The organism is Halorarum halophilum, assembly GCF_013401515.1.
GTDB classification, from domain to species: domain Archaea; phylum Halobacteriota; class Halobacteria; order Halobacteriales; family Haloferacaceae; genus Halorarum; species Halorarum halophilum.
Genome location: NZ_CP058529.1, coordinates 2369493 through 2389795 on the forward strand (window position 1 = coordinate 2369493; position 20303 = coordinate 2389795).

Sequence of the window (20303 nt, forward strand, 5' to 3'; positions counted from 1 at the left end):
ATGGCGGGGGCAGACTTCACCGTCGAGAAGTACCGGCGTCGACAGCGAATGTGGGACGCCGTCGAGAGCCGGTACGTCGTTCATCTGGTGCTGTTCGCGGCCGTGTTCTTCACCATCTCGCCGCTGGTGTGGCAGCTCATCACGTCGTTCAAGACCTCGCAGGGCGTCCTCGCGCTGACGTACCTGCCGCTGGACCCGACGATCGCAGCCTACGAGCGGGCGCTCATCGATCGGGGGTTCTGGCGCGCGGTCGTGAACAGCGTGATCATCGCCTCCGTGTCGACGGCGATCGTGATGGTGCTCGGGACGCCGGCCGGCTACGTGTTCAGCCGGTTCCGGTTCCCGTTCGACAACGCGGTGTTCGTGTTTGTGCTGTTCACGCGGCTGTTCCCGCCCATCGGGCTGGTGACGCCGTACTACCGGATCATGACGACGTTCGGGCTGTTGAACACGAAGACGGGCATCGTCATCGCGAACGTCTACCTCTGGCTCCCGCTCGTCATCTACATCATGCGGAACTTCTTCATCACCATCCCCCAGTCCCTCGACGAGGCGGCCAGGGTCGACGGCTGCACGAAGATCCAGGCGTTCTGGCACGTCGTGTTCCCCGTCGTCCTGCCCGGCTTCGCCGCGGGGACCATCCTCACCTTCCTCTACTCCTGGCGGGAGTTCCTGTTCGCGTTCACCGTCAGCACCGACCTCACCTCGATGACCATCCCGGTGGCGACGTTCCTGTTCGTCGGGGACGCGGGCATCGACTGGGCGGCGATGGCCGCCGCCTCCATCGTCTCCGTCATCCCGTCGGCGCTGGTGGTGGTCTTCTTCCAGCGGTACATCGTCGTCGGCATGACGGGAGGGATGAAGGGATGACCGGGCCCCACTCGCCCCCGGCGACGCGGATCACCCGTGCGAACGGGACTCCGGAAGCACCGGCCGCACGACCGACCACGGAGACCATCGACCAATGAGCGACACAGCAGGACCCAAAGCGGACGAGCGGACGACGCAACGGACGGATCGCGACGTCAGCGTCGAACTCAGGGACGTCACCAAGACGTTCACCGAGGAGGACGGTTCGACCGTCGTCGCGGTCGAGGACCTGGACCTGACGATCTACGACGGGGAGTTCGTCGTGATCGTCGGGCCCTCGGGCTGCGGGAAGACGACGACCCTGCGGATGATCGCGGGGCTGGAGGAGCCGACGGGAGGGGACATCGTCATCGAGGGGCGCGACGTGAAGGGGCTCGACCCCCGCGAGCGCGACATCGCAATGGTGTTCCAGAACTACGCGCTGTACCCGCACAAGACGGTCCACGACAACATCGCGTTCCCGCTCCAGATCCGGAAGTACCCGGACGAGGAGGTCGAACAGCGCGTTCAGGAGGTCGCCGAGTCGCTCGACATCCCCGGCCTGCTCGACCGCCGCCCGTCGGATCTCTCGGGCGGGCAACAGCAGCGCGTCGCGCTCGGGCGCGCCATCGTGCGCGACCCCGCCGTGTTCCTGTTCGACGAGCCGCTGTCGAACCTCGACGCGAAGCTCCGCATCGAGATGCGGACCGAACTGAACAAGCTCCACGACCGCGTCGGGAAGACCTCGGTGTACGTCACCCACGACCAGGTCGAGGCGATGACGCTCTCGGACCGCGTCGTCGTGCTCGACGACGGGCAGCTCCAGCAGTTCGCGCCGCCCCAGGAGCTGTACAACGCGCCGGCCAACAAGTTCGTCGCGGGCTTCATCGGCGAGCCGCCGATGAACTTCTTCACCGCCCGCGTCGAGGAGCGCGGCGGGGAGTGGTGGGTCGTCTCCGACGCGTTCGACCTCCGCCTGCCCGACGAGCACGACGCGAAGCTCCGCGAGTGGACCGGCGACCTCGGGAACGCCGAGTTCGGCGTCCGACCCGAACACCTGTTCGACGTCGCGGTCCAGGGCGACCCCGGCGAGGGAGCGACGTTCGACGTGCTGGTGAAGGTGATCGAGCCGATGGGGCCGCACATGGACGTGACGGTCGCGCCGGTCGACCGCCCCGACGACGAGGACGCCGAGTTCACGGCGCGCGTCTCGAACGAGAGCGACGTGTCCATCGGGGGCAGGGTCACCCTCGGCGTCGAACTCGACAAGGCGCACCTGTTCGACGGCCGGACCGGCGAGAACGTCCTCCGGTAGCGGTCCCGCTCCTCGCGGCGGCGGTACTCGACCGGTTCGACCGCCTCGGCCGGTCCGACCTACCCGACCGATCCGGCCTACCCGAGCGGCTCGAAGCGGGGCTCGCCGTCCGCGAACGAGAGTTCCTCCCGGCCCTCGACGGTGACGCCGGCGGGCGGGTCGCGCGCGAGCGCCTCGGAGACGCGGAACGACGACAGCGACGCCGTGTCGCGAATCCAGGCGACGCGGACGTCCGCCGGGTCGTAGGTGCCGATCGTGGAGAGCGCCGCCGTGACCGCGTGCTCGTCGTCGGGGAGGACGACCGGGAGCTTCGCCTTGCTGAGCGACCCGCTCGTGAGCGCGTTCGTGTACACCTGGTCGAGGTCGAGTTCCTCGGCGACCGCGCGGGTCGTCACGTCCGCGAGGCCGATGCCGTTGCCGTTGCCGTGGGTCGCCTCGGTGAGCCCCCGGACGACGATGCGCTTGATGGCGGGGTGCTCGGGGTCGTCCGCGTTCAGCACGCTGTACCGGCCGACGACGTTGGTGTCCATCCCCGCGCCGGAGACGTCCTTTCCGATCTCGTCGACGACGAGCACGTCGAGTTCGTCGAACGGGAGCGTCGGCATGTACTCGTCGGCCAGTTCCAGCAGCGGCTCCTCCGCGTCGGGGAGCGCCGACGCGGGGACGCCCTCGACGCGGGCGGTCCGGTCGTGGAAGTTCTCCACGATGGCGAGGCCCCCGAGCAGCGGCGCCTCCGCGCGAACCACGTCGAGCGCGGCCGCGAGGACGCGGACGTATCCCTTCACGAGCGCGTGCTCGTGGGCCGCCTTCGCGCCGGGCTGTTTGCCCAGCCCGATGGTCGCCATCTTCGTCAGCCCGCTCTCGAACCGGCCCGTGAAGTTGGTGTGGGCCTTCACGCGGTTGATCACGAGGGCGCCGTCGGCCTCGAGCGCGGCCGTCGAGAACGGGACCGGGGCGCCGACGGCCGACTCGCCGAGGGTGGTCGTGTCCATCCGCGCGTCGACGGGGCAGCCGAGCGCCTCCTCGGTGAGGCCGATGCCGGCGAGGGTCCGTCGCTGTCCCTCGGCGGTCGCGCCCCCGTGGCTCCCCATCGCTGGGACGACGAACGGCTCGAAGCCGCGCCGTTCCAGTTCGTCGATCACCGCCCGCGCGATTGGGACGACGTCGTGGATGCCGCGGCTCCCCAGCCCGACGGCGACGCTCGCTCCCCCGGGGAGGTCGCCGAGCGGGAGTTCGGCGAGTTCACCCCGAGCCGCCGCCTCCACGTCCGCCAGTTCCGGCGTCTCCGGCTCGTACCGGACCGACGCGAACCGGGGGAGCGCCGGCGGATGGAGCATCGCGTCGACGACGCTTGCGTCCGGGAATCGCATGTGAGGTAGTGTGACGGGCGGCGGGTAAACGGTGTCGGAAGTGGTTCGTGCTACCATGTGGCATAGAGATTTGCCGGTTCGAACCGAACCGTCCCGCATGGAAATCGCCGAGGTCGAGAGTTTCGCCGTGTCCATCCCGCTGGACGAGCCGGTCTCGTTCGCGACGCGGACCGTCGAGGAGCGCGACCACGCCATCACGTACGTCCGAACCGCCGACGGGATCGAGGGGCTCGGCTACACGCTCGGGTACGGCGGGGCGGGGCTCGTCGCCGACGCCGTGACGGACGTGCTCGCGCCGATGGTCGAGGGCGAGGACCCGCGCGACACCGAGCGCCTCTGGCGCGAAATGTTCGACGGCACCGTCCAGATCGGCCGGAAGGGCGCCATACTGCGGGCCATCGCCGTCGTGGACATCGCGCTCTGGGACCTCGCGGGGAAGCTCCTCGACGTGCCGACCTACCAGCTCCTCGGCGGGAAGTACCGCGACGAGGTTCGCATCTACTGCGACCTCCACGCGGGCGAGGCGTACGCGGTCGACACCGGCTACACCGAGTACGGCGAGGAGGAGTCCTACACGCCGGCGGCGTACGCCGAGACCGCCGAGCAGGCCGTCGAACTCGGGTTCGACGCCATCAAGTTCGACCTCGACACGCCGACGGACAACGAGCCGGACCCGTTCAACGGCCGGCTATCGGCCGCGGACGTGGAGGACAAGCGCGAGATCGTCGCCGCCGTCGACGAGGCCGTCCCCGACGAGGTGGAGGTCGCGTTCGACTGCCACTGGGACTACTCGCTCGACGCCGCCAAGCGGCTGGCCCGCGCGCTGTAGCCGTACGGCCTCATGTGGCTCGAGGACGTCGTCCCGCGGGAGAACGTGAAGGCGCAACGGGAGGTCGCCCGCTCGACTAGCACGCCGCTCGCGACCGGGGAGAACCGCTTCCGCGTCCACGAGTTCTCCGAACTGCTGTACGAGTTCGCGGTCGACGTCGTGACGCCGGACCCGACCACCTGCGGGGGGCTCGCGGAGTCGCGGGCCATCGCGAACCGGGCGGAGGAGAACTACATCGTCTTCTCGCCGCACAACGTCTGCGGCCCCGTCGGGACGATGGCGTGCGTCCACCTCGGGGCGTCGATTGCGAACTTCGGCGTGCTGGAGTTCCACGCGCTGGAGGTGGACTGGTGGGACGACCTCGTGACGCGCTCGGACCCCCTCATCGAGGACGGGTACGTCGCCGTGCCCGAGGCGCCGGGGCTCGGCGTCGAACTCGACGAGGACGTGGCCGCCGAACACGCGAAGGGCGACGGCGACCTCTGGTCGTGACGGTCGGCGCGGCGGGAGAAGAGCCGGAGTCGGTGGACCGGGAGGATCGGCTCAGACCAGCGTGTCCGGTCGGGTCGACAGGTAGTCGAACACCGCGCCGAGCCCGAAGCCGTAGCCGAGGTGGGCGACGAGCGTGAAGAACACGTAGCCGGGCAGCCAGAACGACGGGTCGTAGAACGCCATCGCGAACCCGGTCCAGATGACGGCGCCGAACGTGATCCCTCTGGTGGCGAAGCGATCCCCCGGCAGGTACGACCCGGCCGACGCGAACAGCAGCGGCCAGACGACCATCCCGCCGGCCAGGAAGACGAAGTAGCCGACCGCGACCGGGTGCTGCGGGTAGAACACGACGGTCCCCGTCATCTCGGCCAGTTCGGCGAACGCCGTCATCTCGAAGGCGCCGAACGTCCGCGCGACGAGCAGGCCGACGGTTACGATCGCGGTGCCGACCGCGCCGCCGACGGCGCCGACGAACCCGTCGGTGATGACGCCGAACAGGTGGTCGAAGTCCGGTTCGGCCTCCTCCTCGCCCAGTTCGACGTCCTGAACGGTCCCCGGTGAGTTCTCCTCTTCCATGGTGTGTGGTACCATCGTTCATGATAAAAGGCTTGTCCCGGCGTTCGACCGCTTAACGACCACTTCTGGCCGACTTCCGGGGGCATTCTCCGCAATGAATAAGTGTACATGGGGGGGATTGGGTGCAACGTGCTGGGTTAACGGATGTCATGATACTCGATCACACCGGGGCGGGCGTAGGCCTGGCGCCGCTCCAGAACGGCATCGTCCCGCGGGGAACGCGTGTACAGGTGTTCCAGCAGATCTTCGACGTGTTCCTCGTGCTCGGAACGCTCGTCGGCGTCGTCGTCGTGGGCTACATGCTCTACAACGCCTACAAGTACCGGGCGGACGCCGACGTGAAGCGGGGGAACGAAGACCTCCCGACGCTGGGGGAACTCCCCACCGGCAGCGGTGGCGGCGGCAAACTGTTCGTCTCGTTCACGCTGAGCGCCGTCATCGTGATCTCGCTCATCGCCTGGACGTACGGGGCGCTGGCGTTCGTCGAGGACCCGCCGACGCCCGAGGACACCGTCGAAGTCGAGGTCGTCGGGTTCCAGTTCGGCTGGAAGTTCATCTACCCGAACGGCTACCAGGACTCGACCCTCCGGGTCCCCGTCGACACCAACGTGAAGCTCTCGATCACCTCCGAGGACGTGTTCCACAACATCGGCGTCCCGGAGCTCCGGGTGAAGTCCGACGCCATCCCGGGCCAGACCACGGACACGTGGTTCATCGCCGACGAGCGGGGGACGTACATGGCGCAGTGCTACGAGCTGTGCGGCGTCGGCCACTCGTACATGACCGCCGAGGTGAAGGTGATGCCACAGGACGAGTACGAGGCCTGGTACGCGAACACGACCGCCGAGAACGGCACCGCATCGGGCGGAAACGGCACCGCCGGGAACGGGACGGCGGGCAACGGAACGGCGAGCAACAGTACGGCACACGCGCTCGGAGGAGCATGACGACGAACGACGACACCGACGACCGGATCGACGACCCGAACGCCCGAAGTGATGGCGACGACGCCGGCAGTGACGGGCGGGCGAGCACGGCCCCGACGACCGACGACGACGACGGCACCGACCCGACGCCGGCGACCGACGGCGGCGACGCGGGAGTCGAGGCCGACGGCGGCCACGGGACGGCCGGGGCGGCCGCCGAGACCGACGAACACCACGGGTTGCCGGGAGCCGAGACGCTGACGCGCTGGTTCGTCACGACGAACCACAAGGACGTCGGCATCCTCTACACGGTGACGGCGCTGTTCTTCCTCGTCTTCGGGGGCGTGCTGGCCCTGCTCATGCGGCTGCAGCTGTGGGTCCCCGGCACCGGCTTCCTGTCGGCGAACGCCTACAACCAGGCCGTCTCCGCCCACGGGCTCCTGATGGTGTTCTGGTTCCTCTCGCCGTTCGCGTTCGGCTTCGCGAACTACGTCGTCCCGCTCCAGCTCGGGGCGAAGGACCTCGCGTTCCCCCGGCTGAACGCGCTCTCCTACTGGCTCTACCTGTTCTCCGGGGCCCTGTTCTTCGTCTCGTTCTTCCAGGGCGGCACCTTCTCGGGCGGGTGGACGATGTACGCGCCGCTGAACATCCCGCTGTACACGCCCGAACCCGGCGCGACGACGACGGTGCTCGCGATGATCATGTTCGTCGCCTCGGTGACGGTGTCGTCGGTGAACTTCCTCACGACGATGCACCGGATGCGCGCGGAGGGGATGCGGCTCAGGGACATGCCGCTGTTCAGCATATCCATCCTGCTCACCGTCTGGATGATGCTGTTCGCGTTCGCCGCGCTGCTGGCGGCGATGATGATCCTCACCTCCGACCGGCTGCTGGGGACGACCTACTTCGCCGCGACGGGCGCCGGCGGGTCGCTGCTGTGGGCGCACCTGTTCTGGTTCTTCGGCCACCCGGAGGTGTACATCGTCTTCTTCCCGGCGCTGGGGGCGATGGCGGAGATATTCCAGACGTTCACCGGGCGCCGCATCGTCGGCCGAAAGTGGTTCATCGCGGCGATGCTGCTGGTGGCGCTCCAGAGCTTCGTCGTCTGGATGCACCACATGTTCCTCACGGCGATCAACCTCCAGATCAAGACGCTGTTCATGGCGACCACCATCGGCATCTCGCTGCCGTTCGACCTGATGGTGTTCGCGCTCATCTACACCACCATCAAGGGGCGGATTCGGTTCACGACCCCGTTCCTGTTCGCGTTCGGCGGGCTGCTCGTGTTCATCATCGGGGGCATCACCGGGGTGTTCCTCGGCGCCGTCGTGCTCGACTACGAGTTCCGCGGCACCTACTGGGTCGTCGCGCACTTCCACTACGTGATGGTCGGCGGCGTCACCGCGCTCGTCGGGGCGCTGTACTACTGGTACCCGAAGATGTCCGGCCGGATGTACGACGAGTTCCTCGGGAAGGTCCACTTCGCGGTGTTCTTCGTCGGGTTCAACGTGCTGTACTTCCCGATGTTCATCGCCTGGGAGACGCCCCGTCGCGTCTTCGAGTACCCGATGGCACTCGCCGGCTACCACCAGACGGCGACCGTCGGGGCGTTCCTGCTCGGCGGCTCGTTCCTCATCATGTTCTGGAACCTGACCAAGAGCCTCTGGGCCGGCGACCCGGCGCCGGACAACCCCTGGGAGCACGCGACGACCGCCGAGTGGGCGGTGTCCTCGCCCCCACCGCTCGACAACTTCCCCGGTCGGCCGAGCTACGCGAGCGGGTCGCTCTCGTTCGTCGACGACCTCCGCCCGTCGATCGGTTCGGGCGGGCCGAGCGCCGCGGACGGCGGCCTGCCGGCCAGCGCGCACGTCGACGACGCGGCGCACGCCCACGACGATCACGGCGCCGACCACGCGAGCATCTGGCCGTTCGTCGTCGGCCTCGGCGGGTTCTTCGCCCTGCTGGGCCTCTCGGGCATCCGGGAGGGGAGCTTCGTCCCCGGCATCGCCGGCGGCGCCTACGCGGGGCTGCTCGCGGTGGGGGTCGTCGTGCTCGGCTACGGGCTGGTCGGGATGACTCGCGAGCCGTTCCAGGGGCTCACCGGCCCGTTCGGATCGAGCTGGCCGTTCGAGAACATCGAGAACACGAAGCTCGGGCTCTGGATCTTCCTGGCCTCCGACGTGGTGCTGTTCGGGGCGTTCATCGGCTCGTACGTGTTCATCCGGGTCGCGGAGGGGTGGCAGAGCTGGCACCACCTCATCCCGGCGGCGCACGTCCCGCTCCCGGGGCTCATCAACACGTACCTGCTCCTGACGAGCAGTTTCACCGTCGTGCTCGCCCTGGTCGCGGCCGAGAAGGGCAGGCGGTGGGGCGTGGTCGGCGGCCTCGCGGCGACGTTCCTGCTCGGGGTCGGCTTCCTCATCAACAAGGCGCTGGAGTGGCAGCACCTGTTCCACGTCCACTCGGAGGCGTTCCCGCACGGCTGGAACCTCTCGACGAACGTCGCGTCGTCGACGTTCTACCTCACGACGGGGCTCCACGGCGCCCACGTCGCCGTCGGCCTGCTCATCACGCTGTACATGCTGATCCGGGCGGTCAAGGGGGCGTACCTGGACGACGAGCGCCCGGTGGAGTACTTCGGGCTCTACTGGCACTTCGTCGACATCGTCTGGCTGTTCCTGTTCCCGCTGTTCTACATCCTCTAGGTGATCAAAATGACGTCAACAAAACTGTACACGGCGATATACGTGGTCCTGTTCGTACTGGCGACCCTGCAGGTGCTCATCGAGCAGTTCGAGGGGTTCACCTACTGGACGGCGTTCGCGATCATCATGGTCGTCTCGACCGCGAAGGCGATCGTGGTCGCGGGCTACTACCAGCACCTCCGCTCGGAGCCGCGGTCGGTGTCGTACGTGATGCTCGGCGGGCTGCTTGCGGCGCTGGCGCTGACCGTCGCCGCGTCGTACTCGATCATGTAGGTTCGGGGAGTTCGGTTTTTTCGCGGTCGGTGTTCGATCGCTGTGGTGACGTTCGAGTTCTATTAGGAGGGAATCCCTTCGAGGTCGTTACGTCGGTTTCGGAGTACATCGGTTTCGGAGCAACGGGCTAATTCCAAGCGTCATGAAAGCCACGCCCTCCCCAGCCGATTCGCTCCCTCGCTTCGCTCGGTCACTCATCCCTCGCGCACGTGTGCTCGCGCCACGGGGGCGCTCGCGTCACGTGCGCCGACCGCCAGTGGGCCGCCTTTCGACCCGTAGTTCACTTTCACCTCGCTTCCGTCCCCTTTATCCGGAGCCCTCCCGGAGTTGCACCAGAAATGCCGGGCAATCCGAAGGGCGACCGCCGCGAGCGCGAACTCGTCAACAGGCTCGACGAGGCGGGGTTCGCGGTGATGCGCGCGCCCGCCAGCGGCTCCTCTACCGACCGGGAACTCCCCGACGTGCTGGCAGGCGACGCCGACGTCTTCTACGCCGTCGAGGCGAAGTCCTCCTCCGGGAAACCCATCTACCTCACCGGCGAGGAGGTCGAGGCCCTCATCTACTTCGCGCGGAACTTCGGCGCGAGCCCGAAGGTCGGCGTGCGTTTCGACCGCGAGGACTGGTACTTCTTCCACCCGAGCGACCTCCACACGACCGACGGCGGCAACTACCGCGTGAAGAAGGAGACCGCCATCGAGGACGGGCAGACAATCGAGGACCTGAAGGCGGCGGGCGAGGAGGCCGGGAGCGACCGCTCCGTCGCCGAGGTCCTCAACGCGGTCGAGCAGGGCGTGCTCTCCGCGGACGAGGCCGCCGAGATGCTGGAGTAGAGGAGTGTTCTCCGAGGACCCCGTCAGACTCCGACGACCGCGAGGTTCGGGGCTATATCGTCCGGAATCCGCTTCAGTCGCGAGGCGGGGAACGAGTAGCGCCGGAGGCCGGACACGTCGAGGTGGCCGTCCGCCGCACGAGCGCGGCCGACGTACACCGCCTCGACGACGGGTTCGTGGTCGCCGTAGTCGCGGTTCGAGTCGTACTCGGCGATGGGCCGGCCGTCGTCCGTCTCGCGCTCGTCGGACCGCTCGCTCGTCACGTCGGTGACGAGCAGCAGGCTTCCGGACTCGCGGTCCCGGACGAACTCGCCGCGAGCCGGCCGGTGGACTGGACAGAGGTAGCTCCCCTTCCCGACGGGGACGAAGATCGGTTCGCCACAGACCGCGCAGGCGCCGTCGCGCTTGCCCGGCGGCGGCACGAGCCCCTCGTTCACCTCCATCGCGACGCGGCGGAGGTGCTTGCAGCGGGCGTTTCGAATCGTTCGGTCCGGACAGCTGCACGAGCGGGCGTCGAGGTCGACGATGTAGCTGTCGTGCTCGGTGTCCACGAGGTACGTGTCGTCCCGGAGCGCCCGCACCGCCATCGGTTCGCGGCGGGCCCGCCCGGCCCGGCCGGTGAGGCCGTCGTCGGGGAGCGTGTGACGGGCTGCGGACGCGGATGTGTGTACTGAGTGCGTCATCCCGTATCGACCGTCTCTACGTGCTCGACGGACCTAAACCCTCGTTTCACGTGCAACGTCACACCCCTCAGTCCACCCCGTTCGGGTGGGTTTCCCTGGCGTCTACAGTGGAACCAACACGGTGTTGCGAGGCGCTTCGAAGCCCTTTTGCCGGGTGCCGGGGAAGGCGGCGGCATGGAAATCGACGCGGAGATGCGCCGGAAGATCGCCGTTTCCGTCGGCGCGGTCGGCGTGTTCATCGCGCTCGTCGTCGTGGTGGGGAGTCAGTACACGAACGACCACCACCTCAACGAGGTCGGCGGCTACGCCCTCGTCGGCATCGTGGCGCTGTTCGTGGTCCTGATGGCGCTCGTCGGCCTGTTCCTCGACGCCTCGTAGATTCCGCTCGAACCGCTTCCGGCCCATTCTGACGCCGCCTTCCGTTCCGCCTTCGGCCCACTCCCCGCTCAGGCGTCCGCATCCGCGTCCGCGTCGGCACCGGTACCCGCGTTCCGCCGCCGCTCCCGCCAGTCCACGACCTCGTCGGCCTCGCGCAGTTGCCGGGCGTAGAACTCCAGGGGGTGCGGCGCGACGCGGCGGTGCTCGTCCTCGTTGTCGCACACGCCGTAGGCGCCAAGCGTCTCACAGGACGGCGGCGGGTACTGCGCCCCCGATTCGTCGCGGAGGTACGCGAACTCCGCGGCCACCCGATCGGGCGAGAGCCCGCCCTCGGTGAGCGTCACGACGCCTCCCACGTCGAGGTTCAGGCCGGCGAGGAACGACAGCAGGGCGAACCGCTCCTGCGGGTCGAACTCGTCGCCCTCGCCGTTCCGGGTCCGGTCGAGCAGGCGGGCGAGACACGGCGGAAAGTGCTCGGGCGCGACGACGTCGAAGTCGGCGACGGTCGCGCGCTCGGCGAGCAGGTCCCGGAGATCGGCGATCTCGGTCTCCAGTTCCTCGGAGAGCTCCTCGCTCACGCCCTCGAACGGGAGCCCCTCGGACACGCGCTCGCGGACGGCCTCCCGGAGCACGCGGAACAGCCCGTCGCGCGGGACCCGCACCTCGCCCCCCGCGAGTTCCCGGTTGACCAGCCGCCAGTCGTCGCCCCAGCGCGGGTCGACGTACTCGAGGTACGCGCCGACGCCGAGCCGGAACCACTGGGGTTCGGGCGCGCCGGCGGGCGGGTCCTCCGGGCGCGTCCGGTCGGCCAGGTCGAACTCCCGGAGGAGGGTGTGGAGGTCGGCCCGGGCGGGGTCCGGCGGGCCGTCGCGCGCGACGTCCGCGGTGAACCGCTCGTGGGCCGTCCGGGCCTCGGCGCCGGCGTACTTCTCCACCGCGGCGGGGGAGTCGAGCAGCGAGACGAGGATCCGCGCGAGTGGGTAGGAGAGCAACTCCTCGCGCGTGTCCCACTCATGGGGCGTCTCGGAGGCGACGGTTCCCTCGACCAGCGCGCGTTCGACGCGTTCGCGCCCCCGTTCGACCGCCGGGTCGCGCTCGGCGACGAGCGTCGCGAGGTCCACGCCCGCCTCGCGGACCGCCTCGCGGGCGTTCCCGAAGAACGGGTAGCGGGCGTAGCGCGGGTCCATACTTGGACTCCGGGTTGCGAGCGGGGTGGGTTAAGCACGACGGTCTTCCCATCGTCGCGGTCGCGCCGTTCGGCGGCGACTGGTAGGGTCCGCCTGTTCGGGAGCCGATCCGATCCCGGTGGAGGACGGACCGCCACCCGAACGCGCGGAACGGCGGATGGACAAGAATTTAAGCCGTCCGGGCCAACTCCCGCGATACCATGACCAAGAAATCGAAGGCCAAGAAGAAGCGGCTGGCCAAGCTGGAGCGGCAGAACAGCCGCGTCCCGGCCTGGGTGATGATGAAGACCGACATGGACGTCACGCGAAACCCCAAGCGTCGCCACTGGCGGCGGAGCGACACGGACGAGTAAATGAGCGCCAACGACTTCGAGGAGCGGGTCGTCACCGTCCCCCTCCGCGACGCCAAGCAGGCACCGAAACAGGAGCGGGGCGACCGCGCCATGTCGCTCATCCGCGGCCACCTCGCCAAGCACTTCTCGGTCGAGGAGGGCGACGTCAGGCTCGACCCCGCCGTCAACGAGGCGATCTGGGAGCGCGGCAGGCAGAACCCGCCGAGCACGTTCCGCGTTCGCGCGGCCCGCTTCGACGAGGACGGCGAAGTCGTCGTCGAGGCCGAGCCCGCGTAATCGGTTCGTCGTGCTCCGCGTCTCCTTCGAAGGTTCGTCGTACGTCGGCGTCTACGCGCACGTCTCGACCGGCTGCCTGCTCGTGCGCCCCGACGCGGGCGAGGACCGCATCGAGGACCTCGCAGACGAGTTCGACCTCCCGGCGACGGCGACGACCGTCGGCGGCTCCGGCACCGTCGGCGCGCTGACCGCCGGCAACGAGAACGGCACGCTCGTCTCCCGGCAGGCGACCGACCGCGAACTCGAGACCATCCGCGAGGCGACCGGCGACCCCGTCGAACGGCTCCCCGGGAGGCTCAACGCCGCCGGCAACGTCGTGCTCGCGAACGACTACGGCGCGTGGGTCCACCCGGAGCTCACGGACGAGGCTGTCGGCGTCGTCGAGCGGACCCTCGACGTGCCGGTCGAGCGCGGCTCGCTCGCGGACGTGAACACCGTCGGCACCGCCGCCGTGGCGAACAACACCGGCGTGCTGTGCCACCCCCAGTCGCGCGAGGAGGAGCTAGAGGCCGTCGAGGAGCACCTCGACGTGTACGCCGACCTGGGCACCGTGAACTACGGCGCCCCGCTCGTCGGCTCCGGCCTGCTCGCCAACGACGACGGCTACGTCGTCGGCGAGGACACCACCGGCCCGGAACTCGGCCGCATCGAGGACACCCTCGGCTTCATCGAGTAGGCGCGATTTTGGTTTCGATTGGCGTTTTTGGGATCTGTTTGGTGGGACAGAGCTGATCGACTGCTAAACCAAGACTGCCGCTACCCATCGATCAGCTTCGTGGCCTAGCAGACCACTACTGCCGAGCGTGATGAGACACCACCGGCCTCCCCAGCCGATTGCGCTCCTCGGACGCTTGCTCATGCTCGCGTCCTGCGGTGCTCATCCCTGGCGCGCGTGTGCTCGCCCCCGAGGGGGCTCGCGTCACGCGCCCCAACCGCGAGAACTCGATCGATCGAATGACCAGCGGCGACGCTGACCCGGAATGACCACGGACGGGACTGAACGAGGTCACGAGGATACCGAAGTCCACACCATGCCGGCGTCACGGCGACCGACATCCGAACCACCGCGTGCAGTCGCGCGAATAGCCGAGTCGGAAGGTACTTCCCGCTCGCGGGGCGTTTTTTGGGCATGAATCAGTGTCCCGTGAGCGGTGAGGTCCGGACCCGCGGCAACCGGCGCGCGACCCTCGAGGTGGCCGCATGAGCCTCGGTGGCGGCGGCGGTCAGGGTCAGCAGCAGCTTCAGCAGCTCTCCCAGGAACTCCAGGCGATCGACGCCGAGATCGAGGAGGTCGAGGCCGACATCGAGGAGATCCGCCAGGAGCAGCGCGACATCGACGAGGCCCAGGAGGCCATCGAGACGCTCGACACCGGCTCGACGGTGCAGGTGCCCCTCGGCGGCGGCGCGTACGTCCGCGCGGAGGTCTCGGACATCGACGAGATCATCGTCTCGCTCGGCGGCGGGTACGCGGCCGAGCAGTCCCAGGGCGACGCCGCCGAGGCGCTCGACCGCAAGCGCGACGCGCTCGACGACCGCATCTCGGAGCTCCAGTCCGAGAAGGGCGAACTTCAGGCCGAGAGCCAGCAGCTCGAACAGCAGGCCCAGCAGATGCAACAGCAGATGCAGCAACAGCAGATGCAGCAGATGCAGGGGATGATGGGCGAGGGCGAGGGTGAACCCGGGGACGAGGACGAGTAGGCGATGTTCGACGGCCTGAAGGACAAGCTCTCCTCGTTCCGCGAGGACGCGGCCGAGGAGGTCGAGGAGAAGGCCGCGGAGGCGGAAGCCGAGGCCGAGGCGGACGAGCGGGCCGAAGCCGAGAGCGAGGACGCAGGGGCGGTCGCCGAGACCGAAGCCGATACCGCGCCCGCCGAGCCGGACGAGAGCGGAGCCATCGAGGAGGAGCCGGACGATGACGACGGCCCGACCGCGAGCCGGTTCACGCGCGCGAAGGCGTTCGCCACCGGGAAGGTCATCATCGAGGAGGAGGACCTCCAGGAGCCGCTGCGCGACCTCGAGTTCGCGCTGCTCGGCAGCGACGTGGAGATGACCGTCGCCGAGGAGATCCTCGACACGGTCCGCGAGAAGATGCTCGGGGAGGCGCGCGCGCAGATCGAGACGACCGACCAGCTCGTCACGGAGGCGCTCCACGACGCGCTGCTCGAGGTCATCTCGGTCGGCCAGTTCGACTTCGAGGAGCGCATCGCCGCGGCCGACAAACCCGTGACCGTCGTCTTCACCGGCGTCAACGGCGTCGGGAAGACGACGACCATCGCGAAGCTCTCGGAGTGGCTCGAGGACCGAGGCTACTCGTCGGTGCTGGCGAACGGCGACACGTACCGCGCCGGCGCGAACGAGCAGATCGGCGAGCACGCCGACGCGCTCGGCCGGAAGCTCATCGCCCACGACAAGGGCGGCGACCCGGCGGCCGTGATCTACGACGGCGTGGAGTACGCCGACGCGAACGACATCGACGTCGTGCTCGGCGACACCGCCGGCAGGCTCCACACGAGCAACGACCTGATGGCCCAGCTCGAGAAGATCGACCGCGTCGTCGAGCCCGACCTGACGCTGTTCGTCGACGAGTCGGTCGCGGGCCAGGACGCGGTGCGACGCGCGACGGAGTTCAACGACGCCGCCGAGATCGACGGCGTCGTGCTCTCGAAGGCCGACGCCGACTCCTCGGGCGGGGCGGCGATCTCGATCGCCTACGTGACGGGGAAGCCGGTGCTGTTCCTCGGGACAGGGCAGGAGTACGACGACCTGGTGCAGTTCGACCCCGAGGCGCTGGTCGACGAACTACTCGGCGAGGAGTAGGTAGCGGTCGAATTCGGTTTTTCGTCGAGCCCTCCTGTTCGGTATCGTCGTGCGGCTTCGGCCGTGAAGATGCGAACCACTACACCTGGACGTGATGAGAGCCACGCCCTCCCCAGCCGACTGCGCTCATCGCGCTCGCGTTGCTCGCGCTGTGGTGCTCATCCCTCGCGCGCATCCGGCGCGGACTACCCGGGACCTTCGGTCCCGTGAGTTCACATTCGCTTCGCTCGCGTGAACGGAGCCGCGCCGGCACGCGCCGCCGTACCGCTAGGGACGACCCCTCGTCTCAACGAGGGTCTACACGCCCCCGCTCAACACGACCGTGTAGCCGAGCACGAACGCCGAGAACAGCAGGCCGATGAGGACGACGACCTTGATGTGGTAGAAGAACAGCTCGTCGAGCTCCGCCTCGTCCGCCTCATCGTGCGCCTCCCGCTCGGCGTCAGTCAGTTCGTCCCCGTGGACCTCGCCGACGTGGAGGTCCCGCAGGCGCTCGGTCCGGAACGGGCGGTCGCAGTAGGGACACCGCCCCCCGGGCGTCTCACCGTCCGGAACCCGGGTCGGCACGTCCCGGCGGGACTCCACCGGACCGATCGGGGGGCCGTTGACGATGCCCCGGGACCGGTCCGTCCCCACCCGGGTGGAGGCGGAGTCCCCGCTCCCGGCGGTGCCGGCGGTGCTCGCGAGGTCTGGGGAATCGCGTGCGTCGGTCATACTGGCTGGACGTACGGCTGAGTGAGGATCCATATACTGGTCATCGTGTAGGCGATCATCAGGACGATGAAGGGGTACTGGCTCCGGATTGGCTGGAGGCGCCCCGGGAAGGTCTCGAAGGCGACGACGTGCGCGACGCCGACCGCGACGAGGTGGCCGACCACGACGAACGAGAGCCTGAGCCCCCCGAACCATCCTGGGAGGAGCAACGTTGGCCCCGGGACCCCCGAGAGCGGGTTTGAAAGCGCAACGAGGAGCGCGGGCGCCAGACCGAGGAAGTAGCCGAGGTAGTGCGCGAGGTGGTAGCCCGCCGCGATGGGGACGAGCGACGGGGTGAGCGCGCGCCGGACGTAGTCCGCGGTCACGTAGCTGTCCGCCGTGTCGCGGGACAGCCGGGATGCGCCGACGAGCGCGGCGTAGAACAGCCCGAACCCGGCGACGAGCGCGACCAGCGAGAGGAGGCGCGAGGGGACGCCGAGACCGACAAGCGGCCTGGCGACCGCCGCCCACGCCGGCGTGGAGACGAGACCGTCGAACGTCGTCACCCACAGCAGCGCCACGACGAACGCCGGGGCGTCCTCCCGCTCTGGCGTCGTCCGGACGAGCCCCGCGCCAGGGACGACGAGTTCGAGGCCGTCGTCGGTGCGCTGGATCGGCGCGAGGCGTCCGTACCACCGGAACACCCTGGCGACCGGGTCGACGTGGCCGAACCACGCCTCGCGGCCGAACGCCGCCGCACCGGCGAGGGTGACCGCGGTGTAGCCGAGGACGAGGCCGGCCAGGAGCCGCGGGTCGTCGGTGACGGGGCTCGTCACTTCGAGCCACACCAGCGCGAGCAGGCCGGCGACGCTCGGCCACCCGCCCCACCGCCCGGGGTACTCGCGGTCGAGCGTCGGCAGGAGGCCCGCGAGCGTCCGCCAGGGGTTCACCGCCGGCCACGAGTCGCCGACGAGGTACACCGTCATCGTGTAGCCCGCCCACCAGCCGGCCCAGGTGAGCAGGACGGCGAGGTTCGCCGTCGACGTCGGCGGGCCGAGGAGGCCGGAGACGACGACCGCCAGGACCCCCACGACGCCGATCGCCTGGAGTCCGCGACGGCCGACGTTGGAGAACAGATCGGCGACGGACGGAACGCCGGGAACGCGACCGCGCCACCCCGCCACGGAGTGCATCGGCCCGCGGTCAGTGAGCAGGCTGGTGAAGAGGAACGAGGCGCCGACCACGCCGCCGCCGGTGGTGATGACGAGCCAGGTCGGCACGGCGACCGGTTCCATCGTCCCGCCGAGTCCGCCGACGTGGGCCCGGACGACCGGCACGATCGCGAGCGAGACGAACAGCGGGACGGCGAGCGCGGCGAGTCGAACCGAACCCCGGCGAACGGCCGATCGGTCGTGCGGCCCGCCACCCGGACGCCCCGCGTCGCTCACCGCCGGAACCCCGGACGGACGACCAGCAGCGCCACGGCCGCGAGGAACACCGCGGTCGAGAGGTCCACCGAGAGGTCGGTCACGGTCGCGGCCACGCTCGGCCCGACGACGCCGGCCGCGAGCGACGCGAAAATCGGGAACGTGCAGCCGACACAGGAGGCCAGCCCCAGCGCCCCGGAGAGGGCCGCACCCGTCGCGTCGACGACGGTCGCGTACACGAGGTACGCCAGCGCGAGGAAGCCGATGACGCGGTACGGGACGAAGTACACGTGGAACGCGTGGGTGACGTAGGCGACCCGCGGCCCCCATCCGGGAGCGGCCATCCCGATCTGGAGCCCGTGGATGTGCGAGTGGGCGTGGGCGTGCCCGCCGAGATACACCGCGATCAGGCCGGCCAGCCACGCCAGGACGAGGAAGTAGGCCGCCGCGACGACCGCGGCCGCGACGCGGTGGCTCGTCGGCGCGTCGGATCGGACGTCGACTGCGGCGACCGCCCAGATCCCGACCGTGATCCAGACGAACGGGTAGAGGACGTAGCGGAGGTCGGTGATCCGTGCAGACGTGAGCCCGAAGTAGGCGACCACCGAGAGCAACTCGAGCGCGACGACGCCGAGCAGCCAGCCGTGCCGGTGCCGGAACTCCGGGTCCCACAGTCGGGCGAACGTGACGCTCACGCTCACCCCGCGGTGAGCAGCATCACGGCGATGCCCGCGACAGCGAGGGTGGCGACAATCCAGATGCCCGCCGCCGCTGCCTGCGATCGGTAGAGTCCGCGGTACCGGACGGAGTGGTAGACGCCGAGGAAGACGTAGCCGGCGAGCACGGCGAGGACCACCACCGCCATCGCGACCGTGGCCGCGCCCTGGACACCCTCGGGGACCGGGAGGCCGCCGACGACCACCAGGGTCCCAAGGCCGAGACCGAGCGTCAGGAGGACGAATCCCCCGATCCACGTGCCGGGGCTCCCGGCCAGTCGCTCCACCGTTTCGCCGACGCCCGAAGCGTCCCCGGCCGGCGAGTAGTGCTGCCAGTTCCGGTTCCGCGCGAGGACGAGGACCGTCCCCAGGAGGAACAGCCCGGTCAGAACCCCGCTGAGGAGATAGCCACTCGCTTCCATGGGGATAGTTAGCACTGCTGAAGAGCCGGAGTGGTATAAATATTGTCGCGATCGGGCCCCGGCGCTCTCGGTTCGTCGGGTCGCTGGCGGTCACGTCGCCCTCTAGCGTGACGGTACTCCTGGTGGAAACCACCGATCACCCCCAACAATGCGAAGTTGCGGAAGCAAGTGGAACAACAACCAGGATTCCGCTCGTCCGTCCGTGTGACGAGCGAGACCGAGTCCGAGCGTCTCGAGGGGACGAGGGTCGGGGTCTCCCTCGCGCCCGAGGGTACCGAAGAGGTGGAGTTCACCGAGCCGAACCAAGCTGTCTCCGACGCAGGGGCCCGCGTCGACGTCCTGGGAGTCGAGACCGGCGAGGCCGACACCGTCAACGACGACCTCGATCCGGGCGACACGTACGAGGTCGAGCGAAGCCTCTCGGAGGTCTCCCCCGACGAGTACGACGCGCTGATCGTCCCCGGGGGCACCGTCGACGCGGACAAACTCCGCGTCGACGACGACGCGGTGGAGTTACTGCGCGAACACGTCGCGGCCGACAGACCGGTCGGGGTGATCTGTCACGGCCCCTGGACGCTGGTCGAGGCGGACGTGGTCGACGGCCGGACGCTGACGTCCTATCCGAGCCCGCGGATCGACGTCCACAACGCGGGCGGCGAGTGGGTCGACGAGGAGGTCGTCACTGACGGGGGAGTCGTGAGCAGTCGGAACCCGGACGACCTCCCCGCGTTCTGCGAGACGATCGTCGAGGAGTTCGCAGCGGGCGCCGAGTGACCGGCAGACAAAGCTGCTGCTCTACGGTCTGATCGTGCGAAATCGTGAAAAGCCAAGGGCCGGATTTGAACCGGCGTAGAACGGCTCTGCAGGCCGTCGCGTCTGACCGAACTCTGCCACCTTGGCGCGTGCATTGAAAGACGGTTGCGGCGCTTAAGCCTAGCGGATTCGCCGCTTTTCGACGCGTCTCCGAAAATGAAGAAAGCCCACCAGCGCGGTGCTGGTGGGCTTTCGATGATGTATGAGTGGTAGGCGGCGAACCGGATTTTCCAGAGGCTCGCGCACTCCAGTACTCGCCGGAACGCTGGCGGGCTTAACTGCCGTGTTCGGGATGGGTACGGGTGTTTCCCCGCCGCTGTGGCCGCCTTAAGGCCGACCATCGGGAACGATCCGATGTAACGCCTGCGTCGGT

The 20303-nt window shown here is 69.0% G+C and carries 21 protein-coding genes, 1 tRNA gene, 1 rRNA gene and 1 pseudogene; 14 read left to right on the forward strand and 10 right to left on the reverse strand.

Features of this window, described 5'->3' with window-relative positions:
• Both HUG10_RS11945 and HUG10_RS11950 read left to right on the forward strand, forming a co-directional pair.
• Window positions 1-870 carry a carbohydrate ABC transporter permease gene (locus tag HUG10_RS11945; protein WP_179169795.1) on the forward strand — a complete coding sequence of 290 codons (870 nt, stop codon included), beginning with the start codon at window positions 1-3 and terminating at the stop codon, window positions 868-870.
• 94 nt (window positions 871-964) lie between these two features.
• On the forward strand, window positions 965-2164 hold the full coding sequence (locus tag HUG10_RS11950; protein WP_179169796.1) for an ABC transporter ATP-binding protein: 1200 nt from the start codon (window positions 965-967) through the stop codon (window positions 2162-2164).
• 77 nt (window positions 2165-2241) lie between these two features.
• On the opposite strand, the gene HUG10_RS11955 is transcribed toward HUG10_RS11950, so the two are convergent.
• Complete coding sequence (locus HUG10_RS11955) at window positions 2242-3534, reverse strand: lactate racemase domain-containing protein (RefSeq protein ID WP_179169797.1); 1293 nt, start codon at window positions 3532-3534, stop codon at window positions 2242-2244.
• A gap of 97 nt (window positions 3535-3631) precedes the next feature.
• Between HUG10_RS11955 and HUG10_RS11960 the strand changes: the two are divergent.
• Window positions 3632-4855: pseudogene (locus HUG10_RS11960) on the forward strand (mandelate racemase/muconate lactonizing enzyme family protein).
• A gap of 51 nt (window positions 4856-4906) precedes the next feature.
• Here the strand turns inward: HUG10_RS11960 and HUG10_RS11965 are convergent.
• Window positions 4907-5431: a DUF6789 family protein gene (locus HUG10_RS11965; RefSeq protein WP_179169798.1), complete on the reverse strand. Its 525-nt coding sequence runs from the start codon at window positions 5429-5431 to the stop codon at window positions 4907-4909.
• Window positions 5432-5580: 149 nt separating this feature from the next.
• On the opposite strand from HUG10_RS11965, the gene coxB reads away from it, so the two are divergent.
• From coxB to hjc, 4 genes are all read left to right on the forward strand, one after another.
• The gene (coxB, locus tag HUG10_RS11970; protein ID WP_179169799.1) at window positions 5581-6378 is read left to right on the forward strand and encodes a cytochrome c oxidase subunit II; all 798 of its coding nucleotides are present in this window, start codon (window positions 5581-5583) and stop codon (window positions 6376-6378) included.
• The gene (locus tag HUG10_RS11975; protein ID WP_179169800.1) at window positions 6375-9062 is read left to right on the forward strand and encodes a cbb3-type cytochrome c oxidase subunit I; all 2688 of its coding nucleotides are present in this window, start codon (window positions 6375-6377) and stop codon (window positions 9060-9062) included. Before coxB ends, HUG10_RS11975 begins: the two co-directional genes overlap by 4 nt.
• Before the next feature lie 9 nt (window positions 9063-9071).
• Window positions 9072-9335, forward strand: a complete 264-nt coding sequence (locus HUG10_RS11980) for a cytochrome C oxidase subunit IV family protein (protein ID WP_179169801.1) — start codon at window positions 9072-9074, stop codon at window positions 9333-9335.
• Between the two features lie 338 nt (window positions 9336-9673).
• Window positions 9674-10165 (forward strand): Holliday junction resolvase Hjc, encoded by a 492-nt coding sequence (gene hjc / locus HUG10_RS11985; RefSeq protein ID WP_179169802.1) that lies wholly within the window; start codon window positions 9674-9676, stop codon window positions 10163-10165.
• Between the two features lie 23 nt (window positions 10166-10188).
• Here hjc and HUG10_RS11990 read toward each other — a convergent pair whose 3' ends face one another.
• The gene (locus tag HUG10_RS11990) at window positions 10189-10848 is read right to left on the reverse strand and encodes an SWIM zinc finger family protein (protein ID WP_179169803.1); all 660 of its coding nucleotides are present in this window, start codon (window positions 10846-10848) and stop codon (window positions 10189-10191) included.
• 174 nt (window positions 10849-11022) lie between these two features.
• Between HUG10_RS11990 and HUG10_RS11995 the strand changes: the two genes are divergently transcribed.
• Entirely contained in the window at window positions 11023-11226 is a 204-nt protein-coding gene (locus HUG10_RS11995; protein WP_179169804.1) for a DUF7472 family protein, read from the forward strand.
• Window positions 11227-11294: 68 nt separating this feature from the next.
• On the opposite strand, the gene HUG10_RS12000 is transcribed toward HUG10_RS11995, so the two are convergent.
• Window positions 11295-12413 (reverse strand): DNA primase, encoded by a 1119-nt coding sequence (locus tag HUG10_RS12000; RefSeq protein ID WP_179169805.1) that lies wholly within the window; start codon window positions 12411-12413, stop codon window positions 11295-11297.
• Between the two features lie 200 nt (window positions 12414-12613).
• Here HUG10_RS12000 and HUG10_RS12005 point away from each other — a divergent pair, with 200 nt between their 5' ends.
• From HUG10_RS12005 to ftsY, 5 genes are all read left to right on the forward strand, one after another.
• Entirely contained in the window at window positions 12614-12766 is a 153-nt protein-coding gene (locus HUG10_RS12005; protein WP_179169806.1) for a 50S ribosomal protein L39e, read from the forward strand.
• Window positions 12767-13042 (forward strand): 50S ribosomal protein L31e, encoded by a 276-nt coding sequence (locus tag HUG10_RS12010; RefSeq protein WP_179169807.1) that lies wholly within the window; start codon window positions 12767-12769, stop codon window positions 13040-13042.
• A 10-nt stretch (window positions 13043-13052) separates the two neighbouring features.
• On the forward strand, window positions 13053-13718 hold the full coding sequence (locus tag HUG10_RS12015; protein WP_179169808.1) for a translation initiation factor IF-6: 666 nt from the start codon (window positions 13053-13055) through the stop codon (window positions 13716-13718).
• Window positions 13719-14242: 524 nt separating this feature from the next.
• Window positions 14243-14740, forward strand: coding sequence for a prefoldin subunit alpha (pfdA, locus tag HUG10_RS12020; RefSeq protein WP_179169809.1), 498 nt, complete (start codon window positions 14243-14245; stop codon window positions 14738-14740).
• A gap of 3 nt (window positions 14741-14743) precedes the next feature.
• A complete protein-coding gene (gene ftsY, locus HUG10_RS12025; RefSeq protein WP_179169810.1) occupies window positions 14744-15859 on the forward strand; it encodes a signal recognition particle-docking protein FtsY in 1116 nt (371 codons plus the stop codon).
• A 297-nt stretch (window positions 15860-16156) separates the two neighbouring features.
• Here ftsY and HUG10_RS12030 read toward each other — a convergent pair whose 3' ends face one another.
• From HUG10_RS12030 to HUG10_RS12045, 4 genes are all read right to left on the reverse strand, one after another.
• Window positions 16157-16453 carry a DUF7410 domain-containing protein gene (locus HUG10_RS12030; RefSeq protein WP_394354992.1) on the reverse strand — a complete coding sequence of 99 codons (297 nt, stop codon included), beginning with the start codon at window positions 16451-16453 and terminating at the stop codon, window positions 16157-16159.
• A 116-nt stretch (window positions 16454-16569) separates the two neighbouring features.
• Entirely contained in the window at window positions 16570-17910 is a 1341-nt protein-coding gene (locus HUG10_RS12035; RefSeq protein ID WP_179171070.1) for a hypothetical protein, read from the reverse strand.
• A gap of 86 nt (window positions 17911-17996) precedes the next feature.
• A complete protein-coding gene (locus HUG10_RS12040; protein WP_179169811.1) occupies window positions 17997-18674 on the reverse strand; it encodes a DUF7546 family protein in 678 nt (225 codons plus the stop codon).
• 2 nt (window positions 18675-18676) lie between these two features.
• Window positions 18677-19117: a hypothetical protein gene (locus tag HUG10_RS12045; protein ID WP_179169812.1), complete on the reverse strand. Its 441-nt coding sequence runs from the start codon at window positions 19115-19117 to the stop codon at window positions 18677-18679.
• 204 nt (window positions 19118-19321) lie between these two features.
• Between HUG10_RS12045 and HUG10_RS12050 the strand changes: the two genes are divergently transcribed.
• Window positions 19322-19891 (forward strand): DJ-1/PfpI/YhbO family deglycase/protease, encoded by a 570-nt coding sequence (locus HUG10_RS12050; RefSeq protein WP_179169813.1) that lies wholly within the window; start codon window positions 19322-19324, stop codon window positions 19889-19891.
• A gap of 50 nt (window positions 19892-19941) precedes the next feature.
• Here the strand turns inward: HUG10_RS12050 and HUG10_RS12055 are convergent.
• Window positions 19942-20017, reverse strand: a tRNA-Cys gene (locus tag HUG10_RS12055).
• A 121-nt stretch (window positions 20018-20138) separates the two neighbouring features.
• Window positions 20139-20260, reverse strand: a 5S ribosomal RNA gene (rrf, locus tag HUG10_RS12060).
• Between the last annotated feature and the right edge of the window lie 43 nt (window positions 20261-20303).